The following is a 16764-nucleotide window of genomic DNA, read 5'->3' on the forward strand; positions in this document are numbered from 1 at the left end:
CACTTTTTTTTTCGGTCTTCCTCATGGTTAAATTTTTCGACTGGCTGGCATTGCCGGCTTACTGCGGCTTGATTTACTGGTTATCGAACCAGCAATCGCTACCCGTGCCGCCGTTGTTTGAATTTCAGGACAAAGTCATGCACTTCGGCGCCTATTTCGTGATGGGCATTTTCAGCTGGCGCTGTTTTCGCCATCTGGGCCTGAGCGGCCGCCGACTGGCGCTGGTCGGTTTTTTGTTTTGCAGCGCTTACGGCATATCCGACGAATGGCATCAATCGTTCGTACCCGGCCGCAGCAGCAGCGGCTGGGATTGGCTGGCCGACAGCCTGGGCGCGGCGGTCGCCGTGCTGGCGTTAGCTCTATGCAGTCTAAAGCCGAAAGTAGCCAGGCCAAGCTGGCTGAATTTTATTATCGGATCGCAAAAAACCTGAAGCTCGCCCCGGCCCGCGTTGCCGCGTAGAGCCTGGAATTTTCCGACCAAAGCCGGCTAAACGGTTTTTAAGGTTGACTTGGGCGCGATAACCCTGTTTAATGCGCGGCTCTTGACGGGCCCAGGTAGCTCAGTCGGTAGAGCAGAGGACTGAAAATCCTCGTGTCGACAGTTCGATTCTGTCCCTGGGCACCACCACCTTGATTTCGCCTGCGCGTACTATCTTTACGCTAACCGGTCTGGCAAGACTCCATATCAGACATAAAAGAACGGGTAAAATAATCGTAAAACCGCGTTCTACGTAAAAAACAGGAGTGAAAAACTTATAGCCATTAAGCTAAATGCATCATTCGGTCAATGGCGTAAAAACACAGCAATGTAGATTGCCTTGTTTTTATAGTCCATCCTGTTAGTTTACGCGTTACCAGTAGTTGCTATCTCCACCTATAATTAATTGCCATATTTGAATAAGCAACCAGACCGCTGCAATCCTAAGCATCCAGTGGTCACCGAATTTATAAAACACCATCCAGTCTACGAACCAAGGAATCTGGCAAGGATCGACGTCTAGGTTGCGGATACCTTGGATATATCCCCCTTGGCGACAAGGCCCGCAAAGTTACGATGACAACCACAGCCGTAAGTCCTCCTAAATCCGACAACAGTAATCGCTGCCGTTAGCCTTGCGCCGGCTAAACCAACAACATCGGCCTTTCTTCCGCCAACGGCACGAAATTGTTTAGCACCTGGGCGGAAATATATGGGCGCAGTCGCGTATTCTATCATCCCCCGTCAGCGATACTCAGCAACCGAAAACACCTAATTCGTTCTTGATAAAACTATTTTTCGATAACATGGCCACCGCATTATTGTCAATAAGTAAATCCCAGTAAAGATTGTAACTAAAAAAAAAATTAGACTACCCAAATGGGCACTGAAACGACGTAAGCCATAACCAGGGGCTTTGCGCGGCAATTAACCGGCTCATTGCGATCTATTTTATGAGTTTTACTATTTTATCTATTATTAGAATTTTTACACTCAATTAAATGCCGGATTTAGCATGAAAACATTTCAGGATATATGGCGTAGCGCAAAAGTTACACGCCATTTATATATAGGCCCCGTTTCACTAATATTCCATTTCCGAAGAAAACCTAAAATAACTAATAACCTTTTGCTTTCTCTCAAGCGGAAATTATTCCACCATTTTTTTCTTGAAAACATAAATGAAGCCATAAATACTCTAAAGCAAGAGCACCAGGACTTTTATAAAAAAGAATCGACTTCTCGTCAAATAGCCGTAATCGTTGGCGTTGGTCCAGGCTTTGGGTACAGCCTCGTTGAAAAGCTTGCGATAGCTGGCTATCATGTAGTTGCTGTATCGCGTGATGCCGGCCGCCTGGAGAAGCTGGTGAATAGACTTATTCTGCTTAATTCGAATATTTTAGCTTACAGTTGTGACGCAACTGATGAATCGGCTGTAAAAGAATTGTTTTCTTACGTTAGTAAAAATTTTGGAGTGCCACATTTAGTTGTTTACTCTGTACAGTATTTTTCTCCTGGCCGCGTAACTGAAGTAGAATTGCCTGCATTCGAGGAAGGATGGCGCAATAACTGTCTCGGCGGATTCTTAGTGGCGAGGGAGGCCTGTCGAGCGATGCAAGCTGAAAAGCGAGGCACTATTTTATTAGTTGGCTCAACCTCGTCTTTATTTGCACGTGAAGACCATTTAAATCTTGCTGTTGGCAAATTCGGCTTAAGAGCCCTGGCACAAGTTTTAGCTCGTGAAGCATGGCCTTTTGGCGTCCATGTAACTCATTTGATAATCGATGCCGAAATAGACGAGGGAGTGGAAAGAAACGTCAACCGACCAAAGGCAAATCCGAATAATATTGCAAATTCGGTATTGTTTTTGCATGAACAATCTCCAGACTCCTGGACCAGTGAGATGGACACCCGACCAAATCAGGAAAAATTTTGGGAACACTGCTAAGTAGCTTTGAGTTTTCACAACCTGCCTACGACAAGTGTGCCTGTTTATAAAAGTTGAAAGTTCTTGCAAAGAACTAATTTTAGCATCTATAAAGTGGCACAAATCACTATATGCCCCTCTGCCGCCCAAAGGCGTTTCTTTTGAAAAATCCCCCTGCATTTTTCAAAGAAAATACCCGGACCCAAAACCGGCCGGCACCCACGCCGATTGAGAGCATATCAGTATATTTAAAATCTTTCGCAGTTGTTGCTCGCGCTTCAATACGCGGGTGACCTAGTACAACCTTCACCCAATCCTGATAAATTGCAGTAGACGGCGGCTGTCGTTTTCGCACCCGAATAGCATTATACAAATCCCAGAACGGCTTCGGCTGTTCATCGCAACACACCTTCGCTGCCCACCTCTGCGTCAATCCCTCACAATTTCCGCACCCCACATTCGACCGCTTGACAGAGCGTTCCTCACACTACAGGTAAGGTATCTGTAAGTTTCGGGTAATGTCCACGCAAGGTTCCTGAAAGGTCGGCTCATTACACTGCTGGCAAAACAAAGGCAGGAGACTTCCCCGATGAAACGCACCATCTTCATACCCACCGATTTTTCGGAGGCATCGCTAGGTTTGGTGGCGCATACCCTACTACTGGCGGGTGACGACGAAATTGAAATCGTGTTGACCCACTGCTTTTTCTTAAGCGATTCGATAGTCGAATTGCTTTTTTTCGATAAGGAGGAGTTATTTAAATCGTTGAAAAGCGCTCAATTCGATAACGCTTTCAGGACGCTACGCAACAAGCATTCTCGGGCCAAGGTGAAGTTCAGATGGGAAATTTTCACCGGATTTAATCTGGCCGCCTTTAAAAATTTCGTTTCGGGCAATCGGATCACCGAAGCGGTGATGCCGCAGCCCTACTTCCCCTTGACCGACACAACGGGAAATTTCGACCCCACTCCTTATGTGCGCCGCAGTCGACTTCCGGTCACCGTAGTTGCGCACTACGCCACGCTAATCGCTTAACTCAGACAATAGGTAATTTATTGTGACCACCCTGACACATTTAGACTCCTTTGGCACCGAACCCCGGGAGCCGCGGCAGCCGGAACGCTCGCCAATATGGCAGCGCTTGATTTTGTTCAATACCCTGATCGATAGCCGGTTTGAAGACATAAAGAAGGAAAGCTGGATCAAGACCACCTACAGGGACATGAGCGCCGGCCTGATCGTAGCCTTGACGGCGATTCCGATGGCGATGGGGTTTTCGATGGCCATGGGCTTAAGGCCGGAACAAGGAATAATCGCCGGCGCGCTGGGCTGTATCATCGGCCGCACCTGGGGCGGCTCCAAATACCAAGTCTACGGGCCGACAGCGGCCTTTATACCCATCATCGGCGGTTTGATCGCCAAATACGGCGAAGCGGGCGGCGGAAGCTTGGCCGAAGCCCATGGCTTTTTGGTGTTTGTATCCATCATCGCCGGCATTATCCTGATGTTGATGGGCGTGTTCGGCTTGGGTAAACATGCCAAGGCGGTGCCCAATTCCATCATCGTCGGCTTTACCGTCGGCATTGCGGTGGCTATCGCCTTAAGTAACTTCGAATCGATTTTGGGCATTGAAAGCTACCAGGACCTGCTCGGGGAGGACGAGGATATCAAGGGCGGCCTGTTGCATAACCTGGCGTTGGCTTACGGCAATATAGATAAGATCAACCTGTGGTCGGTCGCTTTGGGCCTTGGAACCTTTTTTATAACCAAACTGTTGCTGCGCATATCGATTTTTATCCCGGCACCCTTGCTGGCAATTGCAACCAGCACCTTATTGGCCGCCACCTTGCTGGCAGACAAAGGCGTCATTTTGGTCAGAGACATCTACGGCTCCATTCCCAACAATTTTTTCGTATTTACCCCGCCGGTGCTACCCGCAATGACCTCCGGCGTGGCGTTTGACATTGCTTACTTTGTGTTTGGTATCGTTTTCGTTTCCGCCGTGGAAAGCGTACTGTGCTCTTCGATGGCAGACCGCATGGCCAATAACCGGGGCACGCCCTTCAATCCGGATAAGGAATTCTGGGGACAAGGTTTGGTGCAAGTCTTTACGCCCATGCTGAACGGCTTCCCTTGCACCGGCGCCCTGGCCAGAACAGCCACCAGCATCAAGGCCGGCGCGGTGACCCCGCTGGCGGGCTATTTCAAGGCCATTTTCAAATTGTCGTTGGCGTATTACATTGCCGCCTACCTGGAGATGGTGCCGATGGCTTGTATCGGCGGCATCCTGCTGTGGGTGGCTTCCAACATGATCAAGGTGTCTGAAATTAAGGAAGTGCTCAATCACAACCGCTTTCATGCCCTGTTGATGACCTTTACCGCAATCATGGTGCCGCTGACGGATTTTCTGACCGGCGTATTGTCCGCCCTGGTAATTTTCTTTGTGGCGCGAAGGTTCCTCGATAAGCCCTTCGCGGGCCACCGTCCGGCAAAAGCCTCTAGCGGCAAAACTTTCGCCGCGGCCGCCATTGCGTCCAAACCGGGTTATTTCAACCGGGTAATCATACCGCTGGCCTTGAATGAACACGACGGCTATCTGTTAAGCTACGCAGCGCAATTGGTCAACTCCGGCATGGTGGGCCATGCGCACTTTATCTTCATAGAAACAGCGCCGGCCGGGAACCGCGCGCATGGCGGACGCGATGCGGACAAGCTGATGAAGCAAGCGGTGGAGCAGGCCTTCGGCACGCTCGAAGCAGCCACTTACCAACACCTCAAGGCGCAGAGCCGGCTCGATACCTTGGTCGATTATGTGTTAAAAAACTCCATAGACTTGGTACTTTTGGGCCATGGGGATCACGGCAACGCCCACCATTCCCTGGCTCAACGCCTTGCCATGCTTTGCGGTTGTTCGGTCTGGATGGTGCCGGAAAATTTCGCAAACCGCATCCAGCGCATAATCGCTCCAATCGATTTTTCGCCGGTATCGGCGGATAGTTTGACCCAAGCCTGTGCCATTGCCGCGAAACAGGCCGTACCCGAAATAGTGGCAATCCATGTCTACGCCGACGAATCCGTCATCCGTTATGACGAACACGCGCTGATCAAGCGCGGGGAAGAAGAAGCTCGATTCGCCAAACTCATGGCTAGTGTCGATACGCATGGCGTGCTGATTAAGCCCTTGTTCCTGGAAAGTATCAAGACCGCCGATGAAATACTCAGGGAAGCCGCAAGCCATCAAGCCGACCTGATTGTGATCAGTACCCGCGGCCATAGCAAGGCGGCCAGTATTTTGCTCGGAAGCGTGACCTCTTCCGTCATGTCTGCAGCGCAAATTCCGGTATTGGCCGTTAAACATTACGGCGCGCATTTGTCCTTATGGCAGACACTGTTGGCCAACCATCCCTTGAGCAGGCCGGAAGCGAAAACCAATTGACGCGATAACGACCTTGAAAATACGGCCTTGCCGCTCGATGCCACAGAATTATTAAGCATGAAACAACCAGCCATATTCCGGGTGAGTTTATGACTCACCCGGCTCAATTCAACACGAGGAAAGTATGAAAACCTTAACCAAGGAAATGCAGGCAGCCATCACCCCGACAATGGCTTTAAACTTACTGGACGAAGGCAACAAGCGCTTCATCAATAACCTGAAAATAAACCGCAATTTGCTGCAACAGGCCAATGAAACCTCCGACGGCCAACACCCTTTTGCGGTTATTTTGAGCTGCATCGATTCCCGCACCTCGGTCGAACTGATTTTCGACCAAGGTTTGGGCGACGTATTCAGCATCAGAATTGCCGGCAATATTATTAACGAAGATATTCTGGGCAGTATGGAATTTGCCTGTAAAGTGGCCGGATCGAAATTTATTGTGGTTTTAGGGCATAGCAAATGCGGCGCCATAAAAGGTGCTTGCGACCATGTGGAAATGGGAAATCTGACGACTCTGCTTAATAAGATACAGCCGGCGGTCGGCGATGAAACCAGCGAAACCGAAAACCGCAATTCGAGCAATAGCGAATTTGTGGAAAAAGTCGCTGTGATTAATGTAAAAAGAACGGTCAACGCGATTATGGAACTCAGCCCTATTTTAAGAGAAATGATAGAGCGCGGCGAAATCGGCATAATCGGCGGGATCCATGATATAGCGACCGGCGAAGTGGTCTTTTTCGATGATACTTTGATTATCAATTAACGTAATTATTTCGCAATTCTGTTCCCTCTCCCTCCGGAGCGTGTTGCAAAAGCCCCCTCTCCTTGCGGGAGATGGTTGGGGTGAGGGGGATGAAAACCAATAAATCATTGTTTTATATACCCTCATCCTAACCTTCTCCCAGCGGGAGAAGGGGGGGTGATCGGCTTTTACGACGCCCTCCTCCGGGAGAGTGTTGGGGTGAGGACATCAAAAACCGAAATTTGATGCGCGACAACTACATACAGTCATACCGGCGCAAAAGGTCAGGCCTGTAGGAGCGACGCCCAGTCGCGATAATAGCCTTTCACATCGCGACGGCGCGTCGCCCCACCATGACTTTAATAGCCATGATTGTTTTTAAAAAAATAACCGGAATAATCGGCCAAACCGCAACCCTTAAAGCCGATGCCCGCCAATAGCCAAACAAGCCCATGAATATCCTGCTGATAGAAGACGATCCGGTTTTGACGGATGGATTGTATTACTCCCTGAGTAAGTCGGGTTTTGAGGTAACCCCGGCCACTACCGGCCGCTATGCCGAAGCGCTGCTGTATGCCAAGGACTTCGATTTGATTATTCTGGACTTGGGCTTGCCGGATATGGACGGTTCGCATTTTCTGTCGAAATTGCGATTACGCAAGAATCCTATTCCGGTATTGATACTCACCGCCAAGGATGCCGTCAACGACAAGGTGGAATGTCTGAAAAAAGGCGCCGACGATTACATGGTCAAACCTTTCGATTTGCATGAACTGGAAAATCGCATCCATGCCCTGATCCGCCGCTGTTACGGCAATTTCAGCAAGGATATCGTCTGCGGCAGGTTAACCCTGGACACCCGCGAACATAGGGTATCCCTGGACGGCAATCCCTTGATATTGTTTCCCAAGGAATACGCCTTGCTGGAATTCTTTTTATTGAACCGCGGCAAAGTGCTGAGCAAGGATAAAATCGCCCAACGCCTTTTCAGCGACGATGTGATTAGCGACAATACCATCGAGGTGAGCGTTCATAGATTAAGGCGACGCCTGAGCCCTTATGGCGTCAATATCATCACATTGAGAGGCTTGGGTTATATGATAGAAGACAAATCGATTTTCGATGCAACGGGCAACGAATAATCGCCCATCATCTTTCAATCGAAACTATCCAAGGTTTCGTCACAAACAACTTCCCTGTTGTTCGAGGACCAGCTGAATTAGCCTGGAAACGGTAAAAAACCAATGGCGGCGGATTATTAACCCAACACAAAATACAGCATGGTAAAGGTGCCCAGCGTAAACTGGCTGCATAATTTAATTTTTAACAACAATGTTTGTTCGCGCCAAAAATCCATTGCCTGCATTTTTTTACGGATAAAATAACTTTTCAATTGTTTGCAAACACGCCGATACCAACCCGGCAGCGCGCGTAATATCCATAGCCCCATCGCGCTTAAAATACCGACCATGATGTAAAAAACAATGATTTCGGTTGTTCTGGGGCTGGTATGGAATAGATGTTCAATAACAATATCCAAACTGCTTTCGCATAATTCGAACAGATAATGCGCAATCACAAACAACAGGTGAAGCATGGACAACAGCAGGTCGAATATCAGGTCGTAGCTGGTCAATATAATTAAGGCCAGCGTCAATACTATGAGCGATTTATATTTTTCGATTGATAACATGGTTTAATTATGGGTTTATTGAGGTAAATGGTATTTATTCAGCAGCGTCCGCATACAATCTCACCATCCTCCTCCGGAAAACGAAATTGCAGGCTGAATCCGGTTGCCGAACTGGCTCCGAGAGATTTTCGGTTTTTAATTTAAAATTTAAACCTTACATTTACCTGACAACAGACGCCAATTCATGAAAATTTTGCTGGTCGAAGATGACGCCGTCTTGGTGGACGGTTTGATTCACACGTTGGGCAAAGCCGGTTACGAGGTGAACTGCGCCATGACCGGCGCCCGCGCCGAACATCTATTGACCACGCAAGACTTCGAACTGGTGGTACTGGACTTGGGCCTGCCGGATGCGGATGGCTTGGAACTTTTGCAAGGCATCAGGCAACGTAAACAGCCTCTTCCCGTCTTGATCCTGACCGCTCGGGACAGTCCGAACGATAAAGCCCGGGGCATGGAAAAAGGTGCCGACGACTACCTAACCAAACCCTTCGAGCTGACGGAATTGGAAGCACGCATTCACGCCTTGATTCGACGCTGCTACGGCGGCTTTCAATGCGATATCGTCGTCGGCCGATTAGCCTTAAATACCCGCGACAACCAAGTGCTGCTGGACGGCTTGCCCTTGCCGCTATTGCCGCGCGAGTACGCCGTCATGGAACTTTTACTGCTGGAAGCCGGTAAAGTCGTGAGCAAGAGTCGCCTGGGTCAACGGCTATCGCCGAAAGCGGGCGCCCTGCCCGACAACGCCATAGAAGTTTATATTCACCGGGTCAGAAAGCGCGTGGAAAGTTACGGCATTACCATCAAAACGATACGCGGCCTGGGTTATTTGTTGGAAACCATCGATGCCTAAAAGCAAAAGCCTCAGAAAAGCCATTCTGCAACGTCTACTGGTGCCGCTGATCTTGTTTATCAGCTGCGAAACCGTGCTGTCCTACTATGTGACCTTGCATTACGTCAACGAAACCTACGACCGCTGGCTGTTGGACTCCGCCAGTTCGCTGGCCCAGGAGATCAAGATCAGGGACGCCAAGGTGCTGGTCGAATTATCCGAGTCCGCGCTGGAGATCGTCCGCTGGGACGAACGCGACAAAACCTTCTTCAAAATTTTTTCCGAGAGCAAGGGTTTGCTGGCCGGCGACAGCTTCGTGCCGGAACCCAAGGCCGACCTGGATTTTGCCGGGCCGGTGTTTTTTTCGGCCGATATCGACCGGGAGCCGGTCAGAGTCGTTGTGTTGCGCGTGCAGCGGGCGGACATACAGGACACATTTTATGTGCACGTCGCCGAAACCCTGAAAAAACGTCACACCATGATGATGGATATATTGTTGGCGGATTTGATTCCTCAATTGGCCATGGTGCTGTTTGCCAGCGGCTTCCTGTTAAGCGGCTTAAGCCGGGGCTTGAAGCCATTAAAGGTACTGGCCGACGAAATCTCGAAACGCTCCCCCCACGATTTGAGCCTGATCGCCGATACCAACGTTGTGATCGAGGTCAAGGCCTTGACCGACACCATCAACGGTCTGCTGACTCAACTATCCGCAGCCATAGAGGGCCAGCAAAGGTTTGTCGCCAATGCCGCCCATCAACTGCGAACGCCGCTGGCCGGATTCTCCCTGCAGGTCGAGCGGGCATTACGGGAAGAGCATATGGCAGACATCAAACCGGCCCTGATCCAGATGCGAAAAAGCGCCGAACGCCTGTCCCATACCGTCAACCAGTTATTGGTATTGGCGCGGGCGGAACCCGTTGACGGTATAAACCATTTTCAAACCCTGAACTTATGCGAGCTGGTCCGCAACAATTGCATGGAATGGGCCTCCAAGGCCGCGGCCCGGCAAATGGAGCTGGGATTCGAAAGCGCTCGGGAAAACATATCGATTGAAGGAGACGAAACCCTGCTGGGCGAAATGCTGAATAATTTGCTCGACAACGCCATTGCCTACGGCGGGCCGATGGGACGTATCGCGGTCGAAGTGAAGCCGCATCCCTACCCCACCGTGATAATCGAAGATGATGGTCCCGGCATTCCGGAGCAGGAGATTGAAAAAGTATTCGAGCGCTTCCATCGGGTGCCGGGCAGTGTCGGCAACGGTTGCGGATTGGGTCTGGCAATTGTGAAGGAAATCGCCAACCTGCACGGTATCAAGCTGGAATTGAGCCACGTAAGCCAAACTTCCGGCACCCGGGTCATTCTAACGTTCCCGCCCGCAACGGCCGTGAGCGGGAGCGGTTTTTCGCCGGTGGTATGAGGCCTCCAGAATGGACACCGCGCCACCCCCGATTCGAGGAACGAGTCGGATTGAAACCGACAAAATTGCGGCTTAGGATGACTCCCACAATACCTTCCGCATTCCATTTGCTCTCTCACCGGAGGCTGTCGTAAAAGCCCCCTCTCCTTGTGGAAGAGGGTTCCGGCATGTCGGGGTTCATCGTCAACACCGCAAACATAATAGGAATGTTGTCGACCAGCGCCGACATCAGGCCGACGATGATATTGGCGGCCGTCGCGCCCAACTCGCCGTAAATGAATTCGAAAACGATATTCAGATAACGCCCTTTTGCCAAACCATCAACGTGCTGATGTCGCCGAAAGGGCTGAAGGCCCCTCCGGCATTGGCCGCAACCACTATAGCAACGCAGGCCGGGGTTACGAATCTCGGCTGTTGGTCGCCCAGCGTCATCGCCACGGTGCACATGACCAAGGCGGAAGTCAGGTTGTCGGCCACCGACGAAATAAAAAACGTCAGAATACCGATCAGCCAAAACATCCGCCGATAGCTCAAGCCCTTGGAAACCAACCAATAATGCAGTGATTGAAAAACATCTCGCTCTATCATGGCGTTGATGTAAGTCATCGCCACCAACAAAAAGAAAAACAGTTCGCTATATTCCAGAAAATTGTCCTTCAAGATCGCCGCAGTGGTGTCGGTGACGCCCCGCGCGGCATAGGCAAAGCCTATCATCGCCCAAATGATGCCGGCGGCCAGCAATACCGGTTTGGATTTACGCAAGGCTAATTTTTCCTCGAGGATCACCAAAACGTAAGCGGCCAAAAAAACCAACAATGCCAGATAGCCGACGGTTTGCTGGGTTAGATTGAGATAAGCGTGCTCGCCGGCCGCGGCCAATACTGGGAGGGGCAAAAGACAGGCGATTGCGCATAAAATGACGGGAATGTTTAACATCTCGATTGAAAAAATAGTATCCAAGAACAACAACGGCAGCGGTTTGCCGCGTCGAGTTTAACCCTATCCGCCAAGCCCAGCGGCGCCGGCGGCGGAACGTCCAACCATGAACTCTACAAAAACACCGGGATTAAACATCCCCACCCACGCCTTTAAACTTCTCGACAAAAGCGGCAATTTTTTGGAAAACGCTGTGCTTTTTACTGAGGTATTGCGGGTTTAACGGGCTCATCTTGGGCAGAATGGCATTCAGCTCGGTGCCGTTGTCACTGGCAAACTCCCGCTTCAGCGAAGTAGCGATATAGCGCCTCGCGGCCTCGGCATTCAGGTTCTCGGCACTAATCAGCTCATGCGCTTCGCGCTGTTGCTCCGCTTGCGCAAAAATAAAGAAGGCATCAATCACACTGGCCTTATCGCCAATCTGATCCAGGTCGGTTTGGTTAATAAAATCAACCAGCAAGCTCTCCTTGGCACGGTTGCCCAAGCTGGCGCGAATCACCCGACGCACGTCTTCAACCAGCGCTGCTTTGTCTTTGACTTTTTTATTGTTCTCAAAAATCAATTCCAGAATGTAATCCAGATTGATTTCTTGAGATTTCAGCAGGTCCACCTCAAATACCACGTCATCCCAATCGATGGTGGAATTTTCCTTTTCGACGGCGGATTTTTCCCGCCGCAGCCAGTCGCGGATGTCGTTATAGGTGGAGCGGTAATCCTGAATTTTCCGCTCGGCGGGGACTTTGATGGCTTGCAGCGCAATCAGGTCGTCATCGCTCAGATAATGTTGGGCTTTGAATGTCTCAACCGCCTCCTGGTCGTTCATGTCGACGCTCTGCAAGGCTTTCAGACTGGCAAATTCATCGTAGTTTTGCAGCACGTTCTCAACGCGCAAATATTCGCCAAACAGTTTCGCAAAAGCTTTTTTGTCGGACTCTTTTTCAATGGCAGTTGGATCAGGAAAGCGCTGCCCCAACTCAGCGACCACATCCACAAAGCCGCGCCGCGCCTCGCCGGTCGCCACATCGGTAAAGCCTTCCATGTATTCCTTGTAGCTCTTTTCCAGCACCACGTTCTTGGTGTTCTTATCACCGAACAAGGTGATAGCGGCTATGGTCGCCTGCTCCAGGTCGCGGAAGGTGACGATATTGCCGAAGGTTTTGGTGGCGTCATAAATACGGTTGGTTCGCGAATAAGCCTGCATCAAACCGTGGTAGCGCAAGTTCTTATCGACGAACAAGGTATTCAGCGTGGGGGCGTCAAAGCCGGTCAAGAACATACCTACCACAATCAGCAAGTCGATTTCTTTGGCTTTCACTTGCTTGGCAAGATCGCGGTAATAGTTCTGGAATCCGTTGCCATCCACGCCAAAATTGGTTTTGAACAGCGCGTTGTAGTCCGCAATGGCCGCGCTTAAAAACTCCTTGGCACTGCTGTTCATGGCTGAAACATCAAAACTCTCATCCTGAATTTCGCCCACCGCATCCTGTTCTTCATTGGCCGCAAACGAGAAGATGGTGGCCACTTTCAGCGGCTTGTCGCTGGCTTTTTGCAAATCCTTCAACGACTCGTAATACAGCTTGGCGGCATCCACACCACTCACGGCAAACATCGCATTAAAGCCTTTGGCCCCAGCCTGTAAGCGATGAGTTTTTTGCCGGAAGTTATTCAAGATGTACTGTGAAATTTCCCGAATACGCTCGGGGTGCAACAAGGCTTGCTTGTTTTCTGCCGCGCTGAGCTTAAGCTCATCCTGCTCGGTTTCGATGGCTTTGAACTGCGGGCGCACATCGTTGTAGTCCACTTTGAACTTCAGTACTTTTTCATCGCGGATGGCATCGGTGATGACGTAAGCATGCAATTCACGGCCAAACACGCTGGCGGTGGTGTCGGCACCCAAGGCGTTTTGCGGGAAGATCGGCGTGCCGGTAAAACCGAACTGATAGAACTTCTTGAATTTCTTCTTCAGGTTTTTCTGCGCTTCGCCAAACTGGCTGCGGTGGCACTCGTCAAAAATAAACACCACTTGCTTGCTGTAGATGGCCAAGTCATTTTCACTTTTCATCAGGTTGTTAAGCTTCTGGATGGTGGTGACAATGATCTTGTTGTCGTCCTTATCCAAGTTGCGTTTCAGCCCGGCAGTGCTGTCCGAGCCATTGACGCTATCCGGTGAAAAGCGCTGGTATTCCTTCATGGTCTGGTAATCGAGGTCTTTCCTATCCACCACAAAAAACACCTTATCGATAAAGTCCAGCCCCGTCGCCAAACGCGCCGCTTTAAAACTGGTTAAGGTCTTGCCCGAGCCGGTGGTGTGCCAGATATAACCGCCGCTTTCGGTGTTGCTCCAGTTTTTGGCTTGATAGGCGCTGTTGATTTTCCACAGAATCCGTTCGGTGGCGGCAATCTGGTAAGGGCGCATTACCAGCAAGGTATCGCTGACATCAAACACCGAATAATGCAACAGCACATTGAGCAGGGTGTTTTTCTGGAAGAAGGTTGCGGTAAAGTCTTTTAAGTCCTTAATCAGCCCATTATCGGATTTCGCCCAGTTCATGGTGAAATCGAAGCTGTTTTTGTTGCGCTGGGTGGTGTTGGCAAAATAACGGCTATCGGTGCCGTTGGTAATCACAAACAGCTGCAAATACTTAAACAAGGAATGCTCGCTGTTAAAGCTCTCTTTGCTGTAGCGATGCACCTGATTAAACGCCTCGCGTATCGCCACGCCCCGTTTTTTCAGCTCCACCTGCACCAGCGGCAAACCATTCACCAAAATCGTCACATCGTAGCGATTGGCGTACTGTTTACTCCCCTCCTTTGCAGGGGTGGCGCAAAGCGCCGGGGTGGTTTCAAACTGATTGATGACTTGCAGCTTATTGCGGGCAATGTTCTTTTTATCCAACAGGTAGATGTTCTGGATACGGCCATCGTCAAACACAAAGTCGTGGATAAAGTCATCATGAATCTTGCGAGTTTTATCGACGATGCTATCGTTGGGCCTATCCAGCCAAGTCTCCACAAAACGCAGCCATTCACCATCGGAAAACTGCATGTTGTTCAGCGCCTGTAAAGCCACGCGCACATTGGCCAGCAGCTTATCGGGCGTGTTTAACTCGGGCGCATATTCATAGCCCTGATTTTGCAAATCCTGAATAAATTCCCGCTCCAAATCGTATTCGCTTTGGTAGCTTTCGCTAACTTTATAGTCCTTGGTGTATTTATCCAGAACGATAAAATTAGTGGATTCGGCAATCGTTTTATACTCTGTCACTGGTTTGATTCTCCATATCCCTGTGCTAGCTCGTTTTCAATCTCTTGCACTGTTGGCAACTGTGACTGCACCGACAAGGGAATATCTTTGGTGATGAACGAACTCACCCCCATGGGTTTGTTGATGTCGCGCAGGGCGTATTCCACATCCAGCTTGTCTTTGTCCTTACACAAGATCAGGCCAATCGTGGGCTGGTCATCCTCAGCACGTAGTTGGTCGTCTACTGCCGACAAGTAAAAATTGAGTTTGCCAATGTACTCGGGCTTGAATTCGCCCGCCTTTAATTCGATCGCCACGTAGCACTTCAATCGGGCGTGATAAAACAACAAATCCAGAAAGTAATCCTTGCCATTCACGACCAAGGGGTATTGGCGCCCAAGGAACGCAAAGCCCTTGCCTAGCTCCAGCAAAAAACGGGTGATCTGTGCCACCAGCTGGTTTTCGATATCGCGTTCAACCGCCTGCGGTGCGAGGGTCAAAAAATCGAACACATAAGGATCTTTCAGGCTCTGTTGCACCAGCTCCGATTGGGGCGCCGGTAAAGTTTGAGCAAAATTACCGACCGCCTTGCCCACACGCTCATGAAAACGCTGCTCAATTTGCCACGCTAGCACCGTGCGGCTCCAGCCATGCTCGATGCAGGCCTGCGCGTACAGCAAAACCAGCTCCACCGATTTGACCTTAGCCAACAAGGTGCGCACGTGTCCCCATGGCATTTGTCCCACAGGCTGCGGGACAAATTCAAATTGCGGGCTGAAAAAGGCATAAAACTGCCGCATGGCAAACAGGCTGGTACGAGAGAACCCCTTCATGCCGGGGTAAGTGGCCTGCAAATCCAGCGCCATTTGCTCCACCACCGCCGAGCCCCAAGCACGCTCGCGTTGCCACGCATCCAACTGGCTGCCAATGTCCCAATACAGATTCAACAACTCAGCATTCACCGCCAACACCGCACGGGTTTGCGATGTTTGAATACGCTGCTTAATGACTGCCAGCGCCTGACGGTAATCGGTGTGGTGAGTAATCTCGCTCATTCCTATGTGTCCCTGTTTTGCAGCAGCTCTTTCACTTCACGGTCGAAATCGAATTCGACGCGTTGTTGCTTGTTAAACTTTTCATATTCCGCAATAGCTTGCCTGTGTCGAATTGACACTGTAACCGACCGAAATCACCGCATCCAGATTGTAATACTTGGTCTTGCTGGTTTGGGTTTTGCCCTCAATCGCCCCATGGGCAGTGGTATGTTCCAAAATGGAACACACCACATCTTCTTGCAGCTCATGGCTTTCGAAAATGTTTTTCAGGTGCTTGGTAATAGCTGGGCGCTGCACGCCAAACAACTCAGCCATGCGCTCCTGCGTCAGCCAGATAGTTTCATTACTGAGCAGCACCTCTACTTTGATTGCGCCATTGGGCGCGGTGTAGAGCAAGAATTCCGTGGTTTGGTCTTGCAGGCTTAGGTTAGGCATAGGGTTCCTTCCTGATGCGCTGGAAATTATTCTCTTCCTCTGAAGGGGCGAGCTTCAGTTGCTCGGTTACGCACTCTGCAAACGCCGGGAGTTTATTCCCTTCCTCCGGAGGTCTCCCGGTTAGTGCTGGGTTATTCATTTCATCTGGAAGACAGGCGGGGGTATTCCCCTCCTCCGGAGGGGTGCCCGTCAGGGCGGGGTGGTTCTTCAAAAACGCCACAACCCCGTCCAAATTCTGCAAAACATCTTTCGCCAACAGGCGAATCACCGTTAACCCCAAACTACACAGCCATTCATCTCTCTGGGCATCTTCAAGCTGCTTGCTGTCGTGAGAACTGCCATCCACTTCAATCACAACCGCCTTTTCCGCACAGTAAAAATCGACGATGTAGTTGCCAATAATTTTTTGGCGATCGAAATCCAAGCCATTCAGTTTGTCTGATTTTAATTCAAGCCAAAGTAACGCTTCGTGCAGTATTCCCGCTTTGCGCAAAGCTTTGGCCTTATCGCGCAAAGCAGGGTTATAAGGGAGGGATTGGTAAGCTTTGGTTTTGCGCAT

15 protein-coding genes and 1 tRNA gene are annotated in these 16764 nt (G+C 50.3%); 9 read left to right on the plus strand and 7 right to left on the minus strand.

Annotated features, from left to right (window positions below; translation table 11 throughout):
* The first annotated feature begins 23 nt into the window (after nt 1–23).
* The 7 genes from NP590_RS12240 to NP590_RS12270 all read left to right on the plus strand — a co-directional run bounded on the left by NP590_RS12240 (nt 24) and on the right by NP590_RS12270 (nt 7729).
* Nucleotides 24–431 carry a VanZ family protein gene (locus tag NP590_RS12240; protein WP_256602697.1) on the plus strand — a complete coding sequence of 136 codons (408 nt, stop codon included), beginning with the start codon at nt 24–26 and terminating at the stop codon, nt 429–431.
* A gap of 118 nt (nt 432–549) precedes the next feature.
* Nucleotides 550–625: transfer RNA gene (locus NP590_RS12245), tRNA-Phe, on the plus strand.
* A gap of 868 nt (nt 626–1493) precedes the next feature.
* Nucleotides 1494–2426 carry an SDR family NAD(P)-dependent oxidoreductase gene (locus NP590_RS12250; protein WP_256602698.1) on the plus strand — a complete coding sequence of 311 codons (933 nt, stop codon included), beginning with the start codon at nt 1494–1496 and terminating at the stop codon, nt 2424–2426.
* Nucleotides 2427–2994: 568 nt separating this feature from the next.
* Nucleotides 2995–3441 (plus strand): putative universal stress family protein, encoded by a 447-nt coding sequence (locus NP590_RS12255; protein WP_256602699.1) that lies wholly within the window; start codon nt 2995–2997, stop codon nt 3439–3441.
* A gap of 22 nt (nt 3442–3463) precedes the next feature.
* Nucleotides 3464–5842, plus strand: coding sequence for a SulP family inorganic anion transporter (locus tag NP590_RS12260; RefSeq protein WP_256602700.1), 2379 nt, complete (start codon nt 3464–3466; stop codon nt 5840–5842).
* Nucleotides 5843–5966: 124 nt separating this feature from the next.
* On the plus strand, nt 5967–6608 hold the full coding sequence (locus NP590_RS12265) for a carbonic anhydrase family protein (RefSeq protein WP_256602701.1): 642 nt from the start codon (nt 5967–5969) through the stop codon (nt 6606–6608).
* A 431-nt stretch (nt 6609–7039) separates the two neighbouring features.
* Nucleotides 7040–7729 (plus strand): response regulator, encoded by a 690-nt coding sequence (locus NP590_RS12270; RefSeq protein WP_256602702.1) that lies wholly within the window; start codon nt 7040–7042, stop codon nt 7727–7729.
* A gap of 116 nt (nt 7730–7845) precedes the next feature.
* Here NP590_RS12270 and NP590_RS12275 read toward each other — a convergent pair whose 3' ends face one another.
* Nucleotides 7846–8280 carry a hypothetical protein gene (locus NP590_RS12275; RefSeq protein WP_256602704.1) on the minus strand — a complete coding sequence of 145 codons (435 nt, stop codon included), beginning with the start codon at nt 8278–8280 and terminating at the stop codon, nt 7846–7848.
* 184 nt (nt 8281–8464) lie between these two features.
* Between NP590_RS12275 and NP590_RS12280 the strand changes: the two genes are divergently transcribed.
* Complete coding sequence (locus NP590_RS12280) at nt 8465–9136, plus strand: response regulator (protein ID WP_256602705.1); 672 nt, start codon at nt 8465–8467, stop codon at nt 9134–9136.
* Nucleotides 9129–10535: a sensor histidine kinase gene (locus NP590_RS12285; RefSeq protein WP_256602706.1), complete on the plus strand. Its 1407-nt coding sequence runs from the start codon at nt 9129–9131 to the stop codon at nt 10533–10535. Before NP590_RS12280 ends, NP590_RS12285 begins: the two co-directional genes overlap by 8 nt.
* Nucleotides 10536–10650: 115 nt before the next feature.
* Here the strand turns inward: NP590_RS12285 and NP590_RS12290 are convergent, their stop codons facing one another.
* The 6 genes from NP590_RS12290 to NP590_RS12315 form a co-directional block, all read right to left on the minus strand.
* Entirely contained in the window at nt 10651–10851 is a 201-nt protein-coding gene (locus tag NP590_RS12290; RefSeq protein WP_256602707.1) for a hypothetical protein, read from the minus strand.
* Entirely contained in the window at nt 10830–11471 is a 642-nt protein-coding gene (gene nhaD / locus NP590_RS12295) for a sodium:proton antiporter NhaD (protein ID WP_256602711.1), read from the minus strand. Before nhaD ends, NP590_RS12290 begins: the two co-directional genes overlap by 22 nt.
* A gap of 130 nt (nt 11472–11601) precedes the next feature.
* Nucleotides 11602–14736, minus strand: coding sequence for an HsdR family type I site-specific deoxyribonuclease (locus NP590_RS12300; RefSeq protein WP_256602713.1), 3135 nt, complete (start codon nt 14734–14736; stop codon nt 11602–11604).
* The gene (locus tag NP590_RS12305) at nt 14733–15770 is read right to left on the minus strand and encodes a PDDEXK nuclease domain-containing protein (protein WP_256602716.1); all 1038 of its coding nucleotides are present in this window, start codon (nt 15768–15770) and stop codon (nt 14733–14735) included. Before NP590_RS12305 ends, NP590_RS12300 begins: the two co-directional genes overlap by 4 nt.
* Before the next feature lie 81 nt (nt 15771–15851).
* Entirely contained in the window at nt 15852–16205 is a 354-nt protein-coding gene (locus NP590_RS12310; RefSeq protein ID WP_256602717.1) for a virulence RhuM family protein, read from the minus strand.
* The gene (locus tag NP590_RS12315; protein ID WP_256602718.1) at nt 16198–16764 is read right to left on the minus strand and encodes an endonuclease domain-containing protein; all 567 of its coding nucleotides are present in this window, start codon (nt 16762–16764) and stop codon (nt 16198–16200) included. Before NP590_RS12315 ends, NP590_RS12310 begins: the two co-directional genes overlap by 8 nt.

The organism is Methylomonas subterranea (assembly GCF_024505185.1).
Taxonomy (GTDB): Bacteria; Pseudomonadota; Gammaproteobacteria; order Methylococcales; family Methylomonadaceae; genus Methylomonas; species Methylomonas subterranea.

What these genes read in the sequence shown, in the direction of transcription:
- NP590_RS12265 (WP_256602701.1), top strand. Translation starts at nt 5,967, where the DNA reads ATGAAAACCTTAACCAAGGAAATGCAGGCAGCCATCACCCCGACAATG.
- NP590_RS12275 (WP_256602704.1), bottom strand. Translation starts at nt 8,280, where the DNA reads ATGTTATCAATCGAAAAATATAAATCGCTCATAGTATTGACGCTGGCC.
- nhaD (WP_256602711.1), bottom strand. Translation starts at nt 11,471, where the DNA reads ATGTTAAACATTCCCGTCATTTTATGCGCAATCGCCTGTCTTTTGCCC.
- NP590_RS12280 (WP_256602705.1), top strand. Translation starts at nt 8,465, where the DNA reads ATGAAAATTTTGCTGGTCGAAGATGACGCCGTCTTGGTGGACGGTTTG.
- NP590_RS12240 (WP_256602697.1), top strand. Translation starts at nt 24, where the DNA reads ATGGTTAAATTTTTCGACTGGCTGGCATTGCCGGCTTACTGCGGCTTG.
- NP590_RS12255 (WP_256602699.1), top strand. Translation starts at nt 2,995, where the DNA reads ATGAAACGCACCATCTTCATACCCACCGATTTTTCGGAGGCATCGCTA.
- NP590_RS12305 (WP_256602716.1), bottom strand. Translation starts at nt 15,770, where the DNA reads ATGAGCGAGATTACTCACCACACCGATTACCGTCAGGCGCTGGCAGTC.
- NP590_RS12310 (WP_256602717.1), bottom strand. Translation starts at nt 16,205, where the DNA reads ATGCCTAACCTAAGCCTGCAAGACCAAACCACGGAATTCTTGCTCTAC.
- NP590_RS12250 (WP_256602698.1), top strand. Translation starts at nt 1,494, where the DNA reads ATGAAAACATTTCAGGATATATGGCGTAGCGCAAAAGTTACACGCCAT.
- NP590_RS12285 (WP_256602706.1), top strand. Translation starts at nt 9,129, where the DNA reads ATGCCTAAAAGCAAAAGCCTCAGAAAAGCCATTCTGCAACGTCTACTG.
- NP590_RS12315 (WP_256602718.1), bottom strand. Translation starts at nt 16,764, where the DNA reads ATGCGCAAAACCAAAGCTTACCAATCCCTCCCTTATAACCCTGCTTTG.
- NP590_RS12270 (WP_256602702.1), top strand. Translation starts at nt 7,040, where the DNA reads ATGAATATCCTGCTGATAGAAGACGATCCGGTTTTGACGGATGGATTG.